The sequence below is a fragment of the Acinetobacter sp. TY2 genome (assembly GCF_046269225.1).
Classification (GTDB): domain Bacteria; phylum Pseudomonadota; class Gammaproteobacteria; order Pseudomonadales; family Moraxellaceae; genus Acinetobacter.
On record NZ_JBJZOR010000003.1, the window covers coordinates 161,412 to 175,631 of the forward strand.

19 protein-coding genes are annotated in these 14,220 nt (G+C 36.7%); 13 read left to right on the forward strand and 6 right to left on the reverse strand.

Annotated features, from left to right (window positions below):
* Nucleotides 1–552, forward strand: coding sequence for a translation initiation factor IF-3 (infC, locus tag ACK1JC_RS02900; protein WP_409510394.1), 552 nt, complete (start codon nt 1–3; stop codon nt 550–552).
* A gap of 53 nt (nt 553–605) precedes the next feature.
* Here the strand turns inward: infC and ACK1JC_RS02905 are convergent, their stop codons facing one another.
* Nucleotides 606–1,064, reverse strand: a complete 459-nt coding sequence (locus tag ACK1JC_RS02905) for an Hsp20 family protein (RefSeq protein WP_409510352.1) — start codon at nt 1,062–1,064, stop codon at nt 606–608.
* Between the two features lie 277 nt (nt 1,065–1,341).
* Here ACK1JC_RS02905 and ACK1JC_RS02910 point away from each other — a divergent pair, with 277 nt between their 5' ends.
* Nucleotides 1,342–1,959, forward strand: a complete 618-nt coding sequence (locus ACK1JC_RS02910) for a glutathione S-transferase N-terminal domain-containing protein (protein ID WP_409510353.1) — start codon at nt 1,342–1,344, stop codon at nt 1,957–1,959.
* An 81-nt stretch (nt 1,960–2,040) separates the two neighbouring features.
* Complete coding sequence (locus ACK1JC_RS02915; protein ID WP_409510354.1) at nt 2,041–2,325, forward strand: hypothetical protein; 285 nt, start codon at nt 2,041–2,043, stop codon at nt 2,323–2,325.
* A 263-nt stretch (nt 2,326–2,588) separates the two neighbouring features.
* Here ACK1JC_RS02915 and ACK1JC_RS02920 read toward each other — a convergent pair whose 3' ends face one another.
* Nucleotides 2,589–2,993, reverse strand: coding sequence for a TonB family protein (locus tag ACK1JC_RS02920; protein WP_409510355.1), 405 nt, complete (start codon nt 2,991–2,993; stop codon nt 2,589–2,591).
* A gap of 60 nt (nt 2,994–3,053) precedes the next feature.
* Here ACK1JC_RS02920 and ACK1JC_RS02925 point away from each other — a divergent pair, with 60 nt between their 5' ends.
* The gene (locus tag ACK1JC_RS02925) at nt 3,054–3,479 is read left to right on the forward strand and encodes a YqaA family protein (RefSeq protein ID WP_409510356.1); all 426 of its coding nucleotides are present in this window, start codon (nt 3,054–3,056) and stop codon (nt 3,477–3,479) included.
* A 12-nt stretch (nt 3,480–3,491) separates the two neighbouring features.
* Here the strand turns inward: ACK1JC_RS02925 and ACK1JC_RS02930 are convergent, their stop codons facing one another.
* Both ACK1JC_RS02930 and ACK1JC_RS02935 read right to left on the reverse strand, forming a co-directional pair.
* The gene (locus tag ACK1JC_RS02930) at nt 3,492–4,250 is read right to left on the reverse strand and encodes a TonB family protein (protein WP_409510357.1); all 759 of its coding nucleotides are present in this window, start codon (nt 4,248–4,250) and stop codon (nt 3,492–3,494) included.
* Between the two features lie 146 nt (nt 4,251–4,396).
* The gene (locus ACK1JC_RS02935; protein WP_409510358.1) at nt 4,397–5,662 is read right to left on the reverse strand and encodes an MFS transporter; all 1,266 of its coding nucleotides are present in this window, start codon (nt 5,660–5,662) and stop codon (nt 4,397–4,399) included.
* A 223-nt stretch (nt 5,663–5,885) separates the two neighbouring features.
* On the opposite strand from ACK1JC_RS02935, the gene rpmI reads away from it, so the two are divergent.
* Nucleotides 5,886–6,080, forward strand: a complete 195-nt coding sequence (gene rpmI / locus ACK1JC_RS02940) for a 50S ribosomal protein L35 (RefSeq protein WP_004278281.1) — start codon at nt 5,886–5,888, stop codon at nt 6,078–6,080.
* A 12-nt stretch (nt 6,081–6,092) separates the two neighbouring features.
* On the forward strand, nt 6,093–6,452 hold the full coding sequence (gene rplT, locus ACK1JC_RS02945) for a 50S ribosomal protein L20 (protein WP_004723060.1): 360 nt from the start codon (nt 6,093–6,095) through the stop codon (nt 6,450–6,452).
* Nucleotides 6,453–6,514: 62 nt separating this feature from the next.
* Here the strand turns inward: rplT and ACK1JC_RS02950 are convergent, their stop codons facing one another.
* Nucleotides 6,515–6,925, reverse strand: coding sequence for a DUF1398 family protein (locus tag ACK1JC_RS02950; protein ID WP_409510359.1), 411 nt, complete (start codon nt 6,923–6,925; stop codon nt 6,515–6,517).
* A 71-nt stretch (nt 6,926–6,996) separates the two neighbouring features.
* Between ACK1JC_RS02950 and ACK1JC_RS02955 the strand changes: the two genes are divergently transcribed.
* From ACK1JC_RS02955 to ACK1JC_RS02970, 4 genes are all read left to right on the forward strand, one after another.
* Nucleotides 6,997–7,374, forward strand: a complete 378-nt coding sequence (locus ACK1JC_RS02955) for a hypothetical protein (protein WP_409510360.1) — start codon at nt 6,997–6,999, stop codon at nt 7,372–7,374.
* A 113-nt stretch (nt 7,375–7,487) separates the two neighbouring features.
* Nucleotides 7,488–7,685 (forward strand): hypothetical protein, encoded by a 198-nt coding sequence (locus tag ACK1JC_RS02960; protein WP_409510361.1) that lies wholly within the window; start codon nt 7,488–7,490, stop codon nt 7,683–7,685.
* Between the two features lie 83 nt (nt 7,686–7,768).
* Nucleotides 7,769–8,317, forward strand: a complete 549-nt coding sequence (locus ACK1JC_RS02965; RefSeq protein WP_409510362.1) for an adenylate kinase — start codon at nt 7,769–7,771, stop codon at nt 8,315–8,317.
* Between the two features lie 45 nt (nt 8,318–8,362).
* Complete coding sequence (locus tag ACK1JC_RS02970; protein ID WP_409510363.1) at nt 8,363–8,914, forward strand: NADAR family protein; 552 nt, start codon at nt 8,363–8,365, stop codon at nt 8,912–8,914.
* A 43-nt stretch (nt 8,915–8,957) separates the two neighbouring features.
* Here the strand turns inward: ACK1JC_RS02970 and ACK1JC_RS02975 are convergent, their stop codons facing one another.
* Nucleotides 8,958–10,037 (reverse strand): hypothetical protein, encoded by a 1,080-nt coding sequence (locus ACK1JC_RS02975; protein WP_409510364.1) that lies wholly within the window; start codon nt 10,035–10,037, stop codon nt 8,958–8,960.
* 259 nt (nt 10,038–10,296) lie between these two features.
* Between ACK1JC_RS02975 and pheS the strand changes: the two genes are divergently transcribed.
* The 3 genes from pheS to ACK1JC_RS02990 all read left to right on the forward strand — a co-directional run bounded on the left by pheS (nt 10,297) and on the right by ACK1JC_RS02990 (nt 14,125).
* Nucleotides 10,297–11,277, forward strand: coding sequence for a phenylalanine--tRNA ligase subunit alpha (gene pheS / locus ACK1JC_RS02980; protein WP_409510365.1), 981 nt, complete (start codon nt 10,297–10,299; stop codon nt 11,275–11,277).
* Nucleotides 11,278–11,450: 173 nt separating this feature from the next.
* Nucleotides 11,451–13,832: a phenylalanine--tRNA ligase subunit beta gene (gene pheT, locus ACK1JC_RS02985; RefSeq protein WP_409510366.1), complete on the forward strand. Its 2,382-nt coding sequence runs from the start codon at nt 11,451–11,453 to the stop codon at nt 13,830–13,832.
* On the forward strand, nt 13,829–14,125 hold the full coding sequence (locus ACK1JC_RS02990) for an integration host factor subunit alpha (protein ID WP_004723042.1): 297 nt from the start codon (nt 13,829–13,831) through the stop codon (nt 14,123–14,125). Before pheT ends, ACK1JC_RS02990 begins: the two co-directional genes overlap by 4 nt.
* Nucleotides 14,126–14,220 lie beyond the last annotated feature (95 nt).

Sequence of the window (14,220 nt, forward strand, 5' to 3'; positions counted from 1 at the left end):
ATTAAACAGCCTGACCGTAACCAACAACAAGGTGCTAAAAGCAATCGCCCTGCATTAAATGATGAGATTAAGGCTAAAGAAGTCCGTCTTGTTGCCGCAGATGGTGAACAAAAAGGTATCGTTTCACTTGCTGAAGCGCTACGTGCTGCTGAAGAAGTAGATCTTGACCTTGTTGAGATTGTGGCAAATGCAGAACCACCTGTTTGTAAAATCATGGATTTCAACAAACATTTATTTGATCTGAAGCAAAAACAGAAAGATGCTAAAAAGAAACAGCATCAGGTTCAGGTCAAAGAGATTAAGTTGCGTCCAGGTACTGACATTGGTGACTACAATATCAAGCTGCGTGCTATTCTTCGTTTCTTAGAAGAAGGTAATAAAGTCAAAATTACTTTACGTTTCCGTGGTCGTGAAATGGCTCACCAACAAATCGGCTTAGCTCAATTGCAAAAAATTGAAGCTGATGTTGCTGAGTTTGGTATCGTTGAGCAATCACCAAAAATGGAAGGTCGTCAAATGGGTATGTTACTTGGTCCTAAAAAGAAAAAGTAATCGCTCTTTGATTTAAAAAAAGCACTGCATAAGCAGTGCTTTTTTTATAGCTTTTATTTTACTTCAGGTGAAGCAAGTTGTTGTGTTACTTTTCGGCTAATTGGAATATGCCGAGGTAACTTTTCTTCAGGAATAATACGTTTCAATTCTATTTTTAACAAACCATGATCATAGTCTGCTCGTTGTACTTCAATATGTTCATCTAAGCGTAAAGATAGTTTAAATGAACGATCAGAAATACCTTTGTGTAAAAATTCAACCGTCGTATCTGACTTTTCTTCAGTTGCTTTACCTGTAATAGTGAGCACTTGGTTTTCAAGATTGATCTCAATTTGATCTTCAGTAAAACCTGCTGTAGCCACAACTATACGATAGTTATTGTCACCCGTTTTTTCAATATTATATAGCGGATAATTTGATACTTCACTTTGCATAGCATAATCGAACAAGTCATTGAGTCGGTCAAAACCAATACTACGACGGAATAATGGGCTGAGACTTAAATTGCTCATTGATAGAACCTCCTAAAATTAGCAAAGTTATATAAATAATATTTTTGTCTCTGCATTTGCAGAACCTACAGCAATTATTGCTGTACTTTAAATATAGGATTGCTTTTTTAGATTTCAAGAAAAAAATTAAAAAAAATAAATTTTCTTAATAGTGGGTTGTTAAATGGAAGAATTAATTAGAATAAATTCTACTGTTTATTGTAATGAAACATGCTATAACTAGCGATAAAGTTCAATAATGTGATGTAAAAAACGATAAAGGCAAAAGGTAACCAACATGATTGATTTATATTATTGGGGTACACCCAATGGTCATAAAATTACGATTGCTTTAGAAGAAATGGGGCTTGAATATCAAATATTTCCCATCAATATTTTAGAGAATGATCAATTTCAACCTGATTTTTTACGGATTTCTCCAAACAATAAAATTCCTGCAATCGTCGATCAAAATGGTCCCAATGGTGAGCCGATTTCTGTGTTTGAATCGGGTGCAATTTTACAATATTTAGGTCGTAAAACAGGTTTGTATTATCCTGAAAATGAACAAGACCGTGTTGAAGTTGAACAGTGGTTAATGTGGCAAATGGGTGGTTTTGGACCTATGCTTGGGCAGAATCATCATTTTGGAAAATTCGCCAAAGAACAAATACCATATGCGATTGATCGCTATGTAACTGAAACAAAAAGACTCTATGCTGTGCTGAATAAACAATTGATTGGTCAAAAAAATGTAGCAGGGGAATACTCGATTGCGGATATGGCAATTCTTCCTTGGGTGCTACGTCATGAATGGCAACAGATTGATCTTGATGATTATCCTTATGTGAAAGAATATGTCGAGCGTTTAACGGCACGTCCTGCGGTGCAAAGAGCATTATCCATAAAAGTTTAGTAAATATTTTGTGTTAAAATTAAAAACCACTTTGAGTGGTTTTTTTTTAGATTCATGATGATTGATCGGTAGGTATTGGTGATGAAAGATTTCTTTTTAAATTTTACGAAAATTTTAGAAACCAATTCAAAAATTTATTGGAGTATTATTGCTGGTATTGTTGCCTGTTTAATTTTATATATTGCTGAAATTATTCATATTCAAAGTGTTTATCCACATATTTCATCACAAGATCCAACGATAGTTCGTACTATTCTTGACTCAATTGCACAGCGTTATCAATGGGTGCGGATCGGAGCGATTCTAATTGCATTGATTGCTTCAAATATTCAGTATCGTAAAACGAAAAAAATGCTCAACTTATGATGTGTAGATAACAATGTTGGATAAGGAAATGAAGGTGACGTAAATATTTTTTGGACATTTCTTTATTTCCTTTGAATGCTTAATCGTTACAGTGAGTTTTTATCGTATTTTACAATACCAATGCGGTATTTGGGGTTCATTATTTTTCTCTTAATGAGCATTTTATGCTTAACTTTTTATCTTGTTGTTTTTTTAATTATAAATTTAAATAAAAAAGTTGAGCCTATTAATAAAGTATTTATTCATGAAGGTTTATACTGAAATTAATACCATAAAATTTTTTGCCACCATGATTTCTCTTGTATTTTAGGAATAATGACAACAAAGGGCTGTTCTACATTGAAATCAGATGCGATACCATTTTTCGTATAGGGTTTAAATTTCGCTTTATGGACTTGTTCTGTCACATACTGATCGAGTTGACTCAATCCTGAACTTTTAAGAATATAGATACTTTTAATTATTCCTTCTGAATTAGCGTTTATTCTGACAGTAAGCTCATAATTTCCTGTGGGAAAGTTAAATAAGTCATGGTTTTTTAAATGCGGTTTTTGCAACCACTGAACTTGTTCATATGTGACAATTTCAGCTTTTTGAGAGTATTCATTGGCTATGCTTGATGTTGATAAAGCGACTAAAAGTATGGTTAAGAAAATTATTTTATACATTTTGAGGATAATCTCTTTTGTTTTATGTCTTTATGATCTCAAAAAAGTAAGTTGATTACGATGGCTTATTTCTTATTATTCCTTTCTGCTTTTGGTGCAGCAACTTTACTTCCTTTGCAATCTGAAGCCATATTGGTTGGGCTTTTGTGGCAAGACCACTATTCTGTTGCTTTATTATTGATTTGTGCATCTGTTGGAAATATTTTAGGTTCATGTGTGAATTGGTTTTTAGGTTTACGCATTGAGCGTTTTAAAGATCGAAAATGGTTTCCTATTTCAGAAAAGAATATGCTGAAAGCTGCTGTGATTTATCAAAAATATGGCTTTTGGTCATTATTGCTGAGTTGGACTCCGATTATTGGTGATCCAATTACGCTAATTGCAGGTTTATTCAAAGAAAATTTTTGGCGTTTTTTATTGATTGTTGCTGTAGCAAAAACAGGCAGATATATATTTATCTACCTGATATTTTTAGGCATTTTCTAGAGTGATTTGTTTTTAATGACAATCATCCATTTTGAACTGAATTTCATCTTTTAACGTATGCTTTTTATACATCCATAGCGTTGATGCAGTACGTTTTAACTCAACTTTACTGTTTGAAAGGGCATTGTAAACAGCTTGATCAATCGCATTTACACCTGAAAGTTTTTTCAATTTAACTTGCGTTACTTCACCTTGCTTATTGACCTTAAATTTAAATTTCACAGTACGATCTTTAAATTTTAAAAGAGTTTGATCTAGGCTTAAGCTCGGTTGTTGCGAGTATTTAAATGCTGTTGATTTATCTTTGGACTGCCTATGCCAAACTTCTGAGTTGAAACTATATTTACATACAGCATTACTTTGAGTTTGATCAGTCGCATCTTTTAAACGAAGCGTAAATGTTTGATAACCCACAATAGATTTTTTATTGCCATTTTCTTGATGTGGTTTAACTTCAGCTTGTTCTACTGCGCGAATCAGTTTTTGATCGAGTGCTTTAACACCTGTACTTTCTTGAATATCAGCATCAGTGACATGACCTTGTTTATTGGCTTTTACACGAATAATTGCAGAACGATTTTGTCCTGAGAGCTCTGAGCTGTTGTATTGAATGCGTGGAAATTGAGTCCATTCAATACGTGTTGTGAGATGTGTAGACTCAGCCGTAATGGTTTCAGGTTCAAGTTTTTGTAACTGACTTGAGTCTGCTGCATGTGCCAAGCTAAAAGCACTGCTTATAGATAAAAGCGTAAGTTGAATGAGTTTTTTCATGTTGATATTCACAGAGCACAGACCGATGCAAAACATGTCAGGTTTAAAATGCCGTCAAGTATTTCCTTAAATGAGAATGATCGCAATAGAAAATTATGTATTGCCAGTTTTTAATCATTATTTTACACATGAGTTGACAGTACACCTTAAAGGTCTTTATCGGGGTGTTCAGCTTGAGTAATATCAAGTTTAAATAAGTCAGAAGTCTTCATCCAACTTAAAACGACAACAGCAATGGTCATACAACCACCAAAAACTGTAGCGGCAATTGTTCCCATGTATTTTGCTGCAAGTCCCGATTCAAAAGCCCCAAGTTCATTGCTACTCGATACAAACATACCATTCACAGCAGCCACACGACCCCGCATATTTTCAGGCGGATAAATCTGTAAAATGGTTTGACGAACAACCACTGAAATACTATCGCAAGCGCCTGTCATGGCTAAGGCAAATAAAGATAACCAAAGATAATTTGAGAATGCAAAAATGAGGGTAAAGACGCCAAATCCAGCAACAGCGAGGAGCATATTACGCCATGCATGATGTGTAGGTGGAAATTTGGTTAGCGCAATCATGGTGATCAATGCACCAATAGAGGGAGCTGCACGTAAATAGCCTAAACCTTCAGGCCCAATTTTTAAAATATCTTCAGCAAAAATAGGCAATAAGGCAATCACACCACCAAACAGAACTGAAACTAAATCAAGAGAAATTGCCCAAAGAACAATTTTAGTTTTCCAAATAAACCGAAAGCCTTCACTTAAACTGTCTTTTAAATTGCTGTGTTCTATAGGCGGGAACATACGTTTAGAAAGCAAAGAAATTAAAATAAAACAAACACTCAATAAGACTGCAACAGACAGCAGGCTTGTTTCACGTCCAATTCCTGCAAGCATGAAACCACCCAGCATTGGACCAATGATTACGCCACTTTGCCAACCAATGGTTGTCCATGTTGCCCCATTGGCATACAGTTCACGAGGGATTAAAAAAGGCTTTAAAGAAGTCGCGGAAGGATTGTAAAAACCACGAATGGTACCCAAGCCAAAAATTACTGCATAGATACCTAAAGAGAGGGTACTTACAGCAATTTGCCCATGATCGAACTGATGAAACAGCCACCATAAAATTAAAGGCATGGGAACGGCGAAAAATAGACAAATTCTCATAATCATTTGTTTATTAAATTTATCTGCAAAATAGCCACCCCAAAGAGACAAAGCAATAAAGGGGACGGCTTCAGCAAGTCCAATGAAACCAAGTGTTAATGGGTCTTTAGTAATTTGATACAAAGAATAAGCAACAATGATTTCTTGGATCAAAATTGCAAGCGTCAGACAAAATTGATTGATTGTAACAATCGAAAAATCACGATAACGAAGTGCGGCAAAAGCGTCATGTGCAGTGTTCATATTGGTCTTGTTTTATCATGATGTGACGATTATAAAGATTTTATTATATTTGGCTTAACATATTCCTGAATTTAAGATCGGAAATTACGCTAAACAAATGTTGAATGGCATCATGTTTCGCTTTTGTTTTAAGCAAAGATCCTTTAGAATGTCGGCTCCCTTACCTGCAGGTCGTCATCGCAATGGTGCGAACGTTCCGAACAGGTGTTCAAAAGAGGTTGTTATGCCTAAGATGAAAACTCGCCGTGGTGCAGCTAAACGCTTTAAAGCGACTGCTAACGGTTTCAAGCGTAAACAAGCGTTCAAACGCCACATTTTGACCAAAAAATCTGCTAAGCGTATTCGTCAATTACGCGGCTGTGTAATGGTTCACGTGAGTGACGTTGCTTCAGTTCGCCGTATGTGCCCATACATCTAAGGAGATTTATAAATGGCTCGTGTAAAACGTGGTGTACAGGCGCATCGTCGTCATAAAAAAATTCTTGCTCGTGCTAAAGGTTACTATGGCGCTCGCTCACGTGTTTATCGCGTAGCGTTCCAAGCAGTAATCAAAGCGGGTCAATATGCTTACCGTGACCGTCGTCAAAAGAAACGTCAATTCCGCGCTTTGTGGATTGCACGTATCAATGCTGGTGCTCGTCAAAATGGTTTGTCGTACAGCCGTATGATCGATGGCTTGAAAAAAGCTCAAGTGATCATCGACCGTCGCGTACTTGCTGACATCGCTATGCATGACTCAGTTGCATTTGCTGCTTTAGCTGAAAAAGCTAAAGGCGCATTAGCTGCTTAATCATCTTTGATGATTAAAAAAGACCGCTTTTTAGCGGTCTTTTTTATTTTGGTATCTCAACCTTATATTGATTCTGGAAATTTCTCAGTATGAGCTTCTCCCAGACGCCCTAAATACTGCACATTTTTACCCTTAATCCATACAAAATATCCAATACATCCAGCAAGGTAAGTGAGTTCTTTGAATTGTGGATACATAACTTGTCCAGATTGAGCACCTGCAATTGCCTGTTTGATTTTCTGTAGATCAAAATGTAGTGTAATTTCAGTAATTTCAGCCTTGAAGGAATGACGGATAAATTTACCATTGGGGAAATAATATGTGGTTTCGCCACAACGATAATCGACAAAATAGGATTCAATACCAATAGCGATTAATTGCTGAATAACATCACCGAAATGAATTTCACCTGTATTAGATTTTGTGAAAACAGATTGTATGGTATGAAGTTGAATCTGGCTGAAGTCTTTCATTTGAATTGCTCTATATTATGTTGATTTTATATGGATACTATTTGTTTTAAATGACTATAGGAGACAGTTGAATGCGTAAACAATACCATTTTCGCAAAGTCGGTGATAACACTTATATTTGGGATGTACATCGTTTGGTTGAATTAACGCAAGACCTGTCTGTAAAATCAGTTTTATTGACTGAAATTCAAGAACTTCATGAAGCTTATTGGTTTCCTCAAGGTTCTCCAACGACACAGCAAATTATTGAACATATTCAACTCATTCAGGATGCGGATCTTAGTTACCCAATTATTTTATGTATAGATGGGCGTGTGATGGATGGTATGCATCGAGTAGCAAAAGCTCAATTGCAAAAAGATACTCATATTCATGCAGTACGTTTTAAGCATATGCCTGAGCCTGATTTTATCAATGTTGATGAAGATGATTTGGATTATGATGAATAGAAGTGAGAATGTTTGAGTAAAAATTACACAATATTAACAGTAAAAGGTTATCACTTTAATACGTACTCGCATACATTAGAGATAACATAAAAATAATCGTGCTAGGAAAAAACATGCGTGTAGACATTCATGGCGTACAGCAGGGCACAATTGAAGTGGAACTAATGCTCTTGCCTCGCATTGGTGAAACCATAAGGGTGATGTATGGTGCGGATGCAGAGGTCACAGGTGAGGTGATAGGGTTAGAGCACTACATTAATCAACATGCTAATGATCATACTGTTATTTTAACAATTCGCCCAATTATTTAATGTGAATCGTATTAAGTTGTTTTAAATCAAATAAAAGTAGCTAAAATGGGCTCCTTTTTTATGTGTATATATTTATAAAAATGATGAAAAGAATAAATGTTATTGGGACATCGGCATCTGGAAAAACCACATTTTCTAGAAAATTGGCAGAAAGATTAAATTTAACTCATATCGAATTAGATAATTTATTGTGGTTAGATGATTGGCAGGAAACTCCTGATTTTGAATTTTTTCAGAAAATTGAACAAGCTATCGCTTTTGCTGATATGGATCCGACGAAACAGGGGTATGTGATTGATGGAAATTATAGTCGTACAACACATTTGACTTGGAAGGCAAGCGACACTGTAATTTGGCTTGATTTACCATTTTATCTCAATTTATTTCAGTCTTTACATCGTGCATTTGGTCGGGCACTGAGCCAAAAACCATTTTGGGAAAATTCAAATAATACTGAAAGTTTTTCCCGAATGTTTACACGTGATTCTATTGTTTTATGGATGATTAAAACCTATAAAAAGAACCGAAAAAAGTATATTGATAAAATGAATGATCCTCAATTTGCGCATGTTCAATTTATTCATATTACAACGAGAAAGCAGATAAGACATTTTTTAGAAAATTTGAAATGATGTAAAACGAGATGAATTGAAGGCGAGATGAATTAAGGGTGAAAGATGGGTGATATTCAATTTTTAAAAGAATTGCAGGAAAACGTTCGCAAAGGGCAACAATATAAATATCTATACTTTTGGGGGCATACGCAAAAAGTACAAGATCTGATTGATAAAAGCTGTTTTAGTCAGTGGTTTCCTGCAAAATTTGAGGTTAAAGGTGTGCAATATCAAAATACAGAACAGTATATGATGGCACAAAAGGCAAAACTTTTTGCGGATGAAAAAATTTTCCAAAAGATATTACAAACAGAGAATCCTGATAGGATTAAGGTACTTGGGCGACAGGTTGAAAATTATGAGGATGATGTTTGGAAGAAACATCGCTATGCGATTGTCGTCGACGGAAATTTAGCAAAATTTTCTCAGAATGAAAAATTAAAACAATTTTTATATAGTACCCATGAGCGTGTATTGGTTGAAGCCTCTCCAGTTGACAAAATTTGGGGCATTGGCTTGGCTGCGAATCATGAACATGTCCAAAATCCGTTGTTGTGGGATGGATTGAATTTATTAGGTTTTGCCTTAATGGATGTTAGAAAGCAACTCTTTTAATTTCAGTTGCTCTCTTATTGCTATTAGCGAATGTAAGATAAAATTACAAACCAAAATAGTAGGCGCAGACGCAAATAATAATCGTTAATAAAATTAAAGGAATAACTCCATATTTTGCTGATTTAACTTCAAGGTGAGCACTGAATTTTGGTGAAACTTTTGGTTTCGATGAATCCGAATCAAATGGAGAGGTAATTTCTTTGGGTGTTAAACGTGCAGTTTTATAGTGATTGGCAACTTTCACAATAAACTTCGCCATTAAATCATCTAATTTTTGCGAAAAATGTCGTAAATTCAATTGCTCATCAGGTGTGAATACAGTGCCATCCTCATGATAAGGGTGTTGGATTTTTTGTGTAATAAATAGTGATAATGCATCTAAGCGATGCAAACTTTCATGTGCATAATCAGCCTGATAATCGGTAGGTAATAGTGACATTTTTACATTGTTTGGATTAAAGCTTGTAGGACTTAGAGAGGCTTGAGTTGAATGATCTTCGCTTGTTTGCACTTGTTTTGAAGTCGATGTCGATGAATTAGAGCCACTAAAAGGTAAATGTAAATTGGCAGGTGGTGTGAAATCTTGAGCAAATTTACTATTAAAAAGCTCATTGTCTGTATATGCCTGAATATCATCCCAATTTGGTTGTATTAAATCTTGTTCTACACGTTTGATGAGTTTGCTATTTAGTTCAAAACGCCAAAGTGACTCGAAGCGGACATTGCTTCGTTGTGATGTGGGTACATCAAAATCATTGTCTGCTTGATACCATTCAGCTAGTTCTTTACCGAAAATCCATGCGGATTTTTTTTGTTTGTCATGGCTGACAATAAAATGTGTGATAGGTAAAAGTTCAACATTGCTATTCGGATTTTTTTCATCATTTAAAATAGATGAGTTGTGCAGACTGAGTTTGTATACGCCTTGCTTTTTTAAGCCCTCTAGCCAAATTTGAAAATGCTGTGCTAATAAATGTTGACTGATTAAATCTCGAAATGCAAAAGCATGCTGATTAAAAATGGCATGATCGACCCAATGGCTAAAACTCATATTTTGAGTGAGGTATTCATTGCCATAACTCACAAGCGTAAGTTGCTGTTTCCAAATTTGATCGAGTGCCATTCTTGTAAATCTCTATAATGAGATTGTTATTTTATACACTTTATAATTTAAATTTCTAGCACTGCAACGTAAATCTAGATGGAAAAAATGCGCTTAAGTTCTCAGGATGATTGAATATTTGTTGTCAGATTGAGAATGAGTGCTCAAAGTGGGGTGGTTCATCGGTATTTTCCTGTGTTCGGTCTTCATCCTATTGCATAAAAACTGTTAGAATAAAGGGTTATATTATTTTTTCTAAATTGTTGCTTTGAGAGTTACTATGTCATTGGAAGCCCTGACCACTGAAGCGCTCGCTGCGATTGCAGCAGCTCAAGACCTTGCGACACTCGATCAAGTTCGAGTGCAATTTACAGGGAAAAAAAGCCAACTTGCTGAGCAGTCAAAATCACTCGGTAAAATGGATCCTGAGCAACGTAAAGTCTTTGGTGCGCAAATTCACGCTGTGCGAGAAGCGATTACTGCTGCATTGACTGAACGCCAGACAGAATTACAAAAAGCAGCGTTAGAACAAAAACTTGCAAGTGAAATGATTGACATTACTTTGCCGGGTCGTGGTCAAACTGTGGGTAGTATCCACCCTGTAACTCAGGTTCAGGAGCGTATTTGCCAATTCTTTACCAAAGCAGGTTTTCTAGTTGCAACGGGTCCTGAAGTTGAAGATGACTATCATAATTTTGAAGCATTGAATATTCCAGGACACCATCCTGCACGTGCAATGCATGACACATTTTACTTTGATGTAAATCATTTATTACGTACGCATACTTCGGGTGTACAAATCCGTACCATGGAAACACAACAGCCACCAATTCGTATCGTGTGTCCAGGTCGTGTATATCGTAATGACTCGGATCAAACGCATTCACCAATGTTCCATCAAATCGAAGGTTTGTATGTTGCAGAAAAGACGAGCTTTGCTGAATTAAAAGGCTTACTTGTGAATCTACTCAATGAATTCTTCGAAAAAGATTTAAAAGTTCGTTTCCGCCCATCTTACTTCCCATTTACAGAGCCAAGTGCCGAAGTGGATATTATGGATGAACGTGGTAAATGGTTGGAAGTTTTAGGTTGCGGTATGGTGCATCCAAATGTACTACGTGCAGCAGGCATTGACCCTGAAAAATATACAGGTTTTGCTTTTGGTTTAGGTGTAGAGCGTTTTGCAATGTTGCGTTATAGCATCAATGACTTACGCATGTTCTACCAAAATGATGTGCGTTTCTTACGCCAGTTTGCTTAAACAGATTTTTTATTCATCTTCTCGTAATTATGAGAAAAGGATGAAACGAATTATTTTTTAGATTTTATAAATTCCCCTAAATCCCCTTTAAAAAAGGGGGACTTACATCCCTGAACTGGAGTAAGGATTGCTCTCTTTTTAAAGAGGGCTAGGGGGGTTAAGGAAATGAATGTATGAAAATTAGCGAAAATTGGCTTCGCACATGGGTTAATCCTGCAATTGATAGCGATACTTTATCCAATCAACTGACTATGTTGGGTTTAGAAGTTGATGGTATGGATCCTGCGGCAAAACCATTTACAGGTGTTGTAGTTGGTGAGGTACTCACCGTTGTTCAACATCCTGATGCAGATCGTTTACGTGTTACCACGGTCAATATTGGTTCGGGTGAGCCATTACAGATTGTATGTGGTGCACCAAATGTGCGTGTAGGTATGAAAGCACCTGTAGCAACTATTGGTGCGGTTTTGCCAGGCGATTTTAAAATCAAAAAAGGTAAACTTCGTGGTGTTGAATCACAAGGTATGCTATGCGGTGCTTCTGAAATTGACCTTGAAGATAAAATTGATGGTCTTTTAGAGTTACCAAGCGATGCGCCTGTTGGTATAAATATCCGTGAATATCTAAATTTAGATGATCACGTGATTGATATCAGCATTACGCCAAACCGTGGTGACTGTTTCAGTATCCGCGGGATTGCACGTGAAATTGGTGTAATTAACCAATTGTCTGTGACTGTACCTAATATTAAACACGTTGTTGCAACTATTACTGATGAAAAGAAAGTTGTAATTTCAACAGACGGTTGCCCACGTTATTTGGGTCGTGTAATTAAAAACGTCAATACTAAAGCGTCTACACCGATATGGATGGAGCGAGCTCTTGCACGTTCAGGGATTCGTCAGCATAGTATTTTGGTTGATATTACCAACTATGTGTTGATTGAATTGGGTCAGCCTTTACATGCCTTTGATGGTGATAAAGTTCAGGGTTCAGTTCAAGTTCGTCAAGCAACGGCTGCGGAAAAATTAACATTGCTCAACGAGCAAGAAGTTGAATTGTCTGAAAAAGTAATGGTGATTGCAGATGATGCAAAAGCCTTGGCAATTGCAGGTATCATGGGTGGTTTATCTTCATCTGTGACCGATGAAACTACTGAAATTTTCTTAGAGTCTGCATTCTTTGCTCCGCTTGCAATTGCAGGTCGTGCGCGTAGCTTTGGTCTACATACCGATGCATCACAACGCTATGAGCGTGGTGTGGACTTTGAATTACCAATGATTGCAATGCATCGTGCATCACAATTGATTAAAGAGCTTGCAGGCGGTGAGTTCGGTCCAATTACCGTTGCGGAACAAGCTGAGTTACTTCCGACTCGTGAAGCGATTGAATTAAATCAAGCTCAAGTTGATCAATTGTTGGGTTATCAGGTTGAATCAGACTTCATTACCGATGCATTGACTCGTCTAGGCTGTACAGTGACTGTTAAAGCTGTAGGTGAATGGACAGTAGTTCCACCATCACATCGTTATGATATGACTATTTACCAAGATTTGATTGAGGAAGTGGCACGTATTCACGGCTATGACAATATTCAAATGAGTCTACCTGTAATTGATGTGAAACTTGCAAAACATCAAGATCAATTTGAATTGCCACAATTGCGTCAAACTTTAGTGACTTTGGGTTACCAAGAAGCAATTAGCTTTAGCTTCTCTGATTTAAAACTTGAAAAACAATTGAATCCATCAGTAAATCCATTGGCATTAGCAAATCCAATCTCAAGTGATTTAGCAGTGATGCGTTCAACACTACTTTCAAGTTTGATTCCATGTGTTCAGTATAATATTAACCGCCAACAAAGTCGTGTACGCTTCTTTGAGTTAGGCTTACGTTTCGATTATCAAAATGCAAAAAATATTAATGATCTAAAGCAAATCCCAACTTTGGCAATGATTGCCGTTGGGGCAAAAACTGCTGAATCTTGGCATGGAAAGCCGCAGTCTATGGACTTCTTCGATCTTAAAGGTGAAGTGGAAGAACTTTTAGGCGCTGCGCGTGTACAAGCAGATTATGTTCGCTCAACACGTGAATGGTTACATCCAGGTCAGTCTGCTGAAATTTTAGTCGCTGGAAAATCAATTGGTTATCTAGGTCGTTTACATCCATCACTAGAGGATGAACTTGATTTAGGTACAACTTGGGTTGCGGAACTCGATCAGTTGGCTGTTTTGCAAACTTATGTATCTAATTTTACAGAATTATCACGATTTCCATCGGTTAGACGTGATATTGCGCTTTTAATTAGTGATAATATTAATGTTAGTGAAATTCAGCAACTTATCGGAAAAGCGGGCGGAGAGCTTTTAGACTCATCCTGGTTATTCGATGTGTACACTGGTCAAGGTGTTGAAAACGGCAAACGCTCACTTGCATTTGCATTGTTATGGCAACACCCATCTCGTACGCTCGAGGATGCTGAAATTAAGTCCGGTATGGATCATATTATTCAAGTGTTGGAAAGCACTTATCAGGCGACATTGAGGGCCTCATGACAGCATTAACAAAAGCAGAAATGGCTGATCATTTGAGTGAGCTTACGAGTTTAAACCGTCGTGAAGCGAAGCAAATGGTTGAATTGTTTTTTGATGAAATTAGCCAAGCATTAATTGCTGGTGAACAAGTCAAACTTTCAGGATTTGGTAACTTTGAGCTGCGTGACAAGCGCCAGCGTCCAGGTCGTAATCCAAAAACTGGGGAAGAGATTCCAATTTCAGCACGTCGTGTTGTGACATTTCGTGCAGGTCAAAAATTTAGACAGCGTGTGGGTACAGAACAGGAAGATTAATTTTTCCTAGTATGTTTCTCTATACAGAAGCTTCAGGTGATTCGTTACCTGAAGCTTTTTTATACTTGCAGATTTCAGTAATCTAAATTTGATAG

What these genes read in the sequence shown, in the direction of transcription:
- ACK1JC_RS02905 (WP_409510352.1), bottom strand. Translation starts at nt 1,064, where the DNA reads ATGAGCAATTTAAGTCTCAGCCCATTATTCCGTCGTAGTATTGGTTTT.
- ACK1JC_RS02910 (WP_409510353.1), top strand. Translation starts at nt 1,342, where the DNA reads ATGATTGATTTATATTATTGGGGTACACCCAATGGTCATAAAATTACG.
- ACK1JC_RS02915 (WP_409510354.1), top strand. Translation starts at nt 2,041, where the DNA reads ATGAAAGATTTCTTTTTAAATTTTACGAAAATTTTAGAAACCAATTCA.
- ACK1JC_RS02920 (WP_409510355.1), bottom strand. Translation starts at nt 2,993, where the DNA reads ATGTATAAAATAATTTTCTTAACCATACTTTTAGTCGCTTTATCAACA.
- ACK1JC_RS02925 (WP_409510356.1), top strand. Translation starts at nt 3,054, where the DNA reads ATGGCTTATTTCTTATTATTCCTTTCTGCTTTTGGTGCAGCAACTTTA.
- ACK1JC_RS02930 (WP_409510357.1), bottom strand. Translation starts at nt 4,250, where the DNA reads ATGAAAAAACTCATTCAACTTACGCTTTTATCTATAAGCAGTGCTTTT.
- ACK1JC_RS02935 (WP_409510358.1), bottom strand. Translation starts at nt 5,662, where the DNA reads ATGAACACTGCACATGACGCTTTTGCCGCACTTCGTTATCGTGATTTT.
- rpmI (WP_004278281.1), top strand. Translation starts at nt 5,886, where the DNA reads ATGCCTAAGATGAAAACTCGCCGTGGTGCAGCTAAACGCTTTAAAGCG.
- rplT (WP_004723060.1), top strand. Translation starts at nt 6,093, where the DNA reads ATGGCTCGTGTAAAACGTGGTGTACAGGCGCATCGTCGTCATAAAAAA.
- ACK1JC_RS02950 (WP_409510359.1), bottom strand. Translation starts at nt 6,925, where the DNA reads ATGAAAGACTTCAGCCAGATTCAACTTCATACCATACAATCTGTTTTC.
- ACK1JC_RS02955 (WP_409510360.1), top strand. Translation starts at nt 6,997, where the DNA reads ATGCGTAAACAATACCATTTTCGCAAAGTCGGTGATAACACTTATATT.
- ACK1JC_RS02960 (WP_409510361.1), top strand. Translation starts at nt 7,488, where the DNA reads ATGCGTGTAGACATTCATGGCGTACAGCAGGGCACAATTGAAGTGGAA.
- ACK1JC_RS02965 (WP_409510362.1), top strand. Translation starts at nt 7,769, where the DNA reads ATGAAAAGAATAAATGTTATTGGGACATCGGCATCTGGAAAAACCACA.
- ACK1JC_RS02970 (WP_409510363.1), top strand. Translation starts at nt 8,363, where the DNA reads ATGGGTGATATTCAATTTTTAAAAGAATTGCAGGAAAACGTTCGCAAA.
- ACK1JC_RS02975 (WP_409510364.1), bottom strand. Translation starts at nt 10,037, where the DNA reads ATGGCACTCGATCAAATTTGGAAACAGCAACTTACGCTTGTGAGTTAT.
- pheS (WP_409510365.1), top strand. Translation starts at nt 10,297, where the DNA reads ATGTCATTGGAAGCCCTGACCACTGAAGCGCTCGCTGCGATTGCAGCA.
- pheT (WP_409510366.1), top strand. Translation starts at nt 11,451, where the DNA reads ATGAAAATTAGCGAAAATTGGCTTCGCACATGGGTTAATCCTGCAATT.
- ACK1JC_RS02990 (WP_004723042.1), top strand. Translation starts at nt 13,829, where the DNA reads ATGACAGCATTAACAAAAGCAGAAATGGCTGATCATTTGAGTGAGCTT.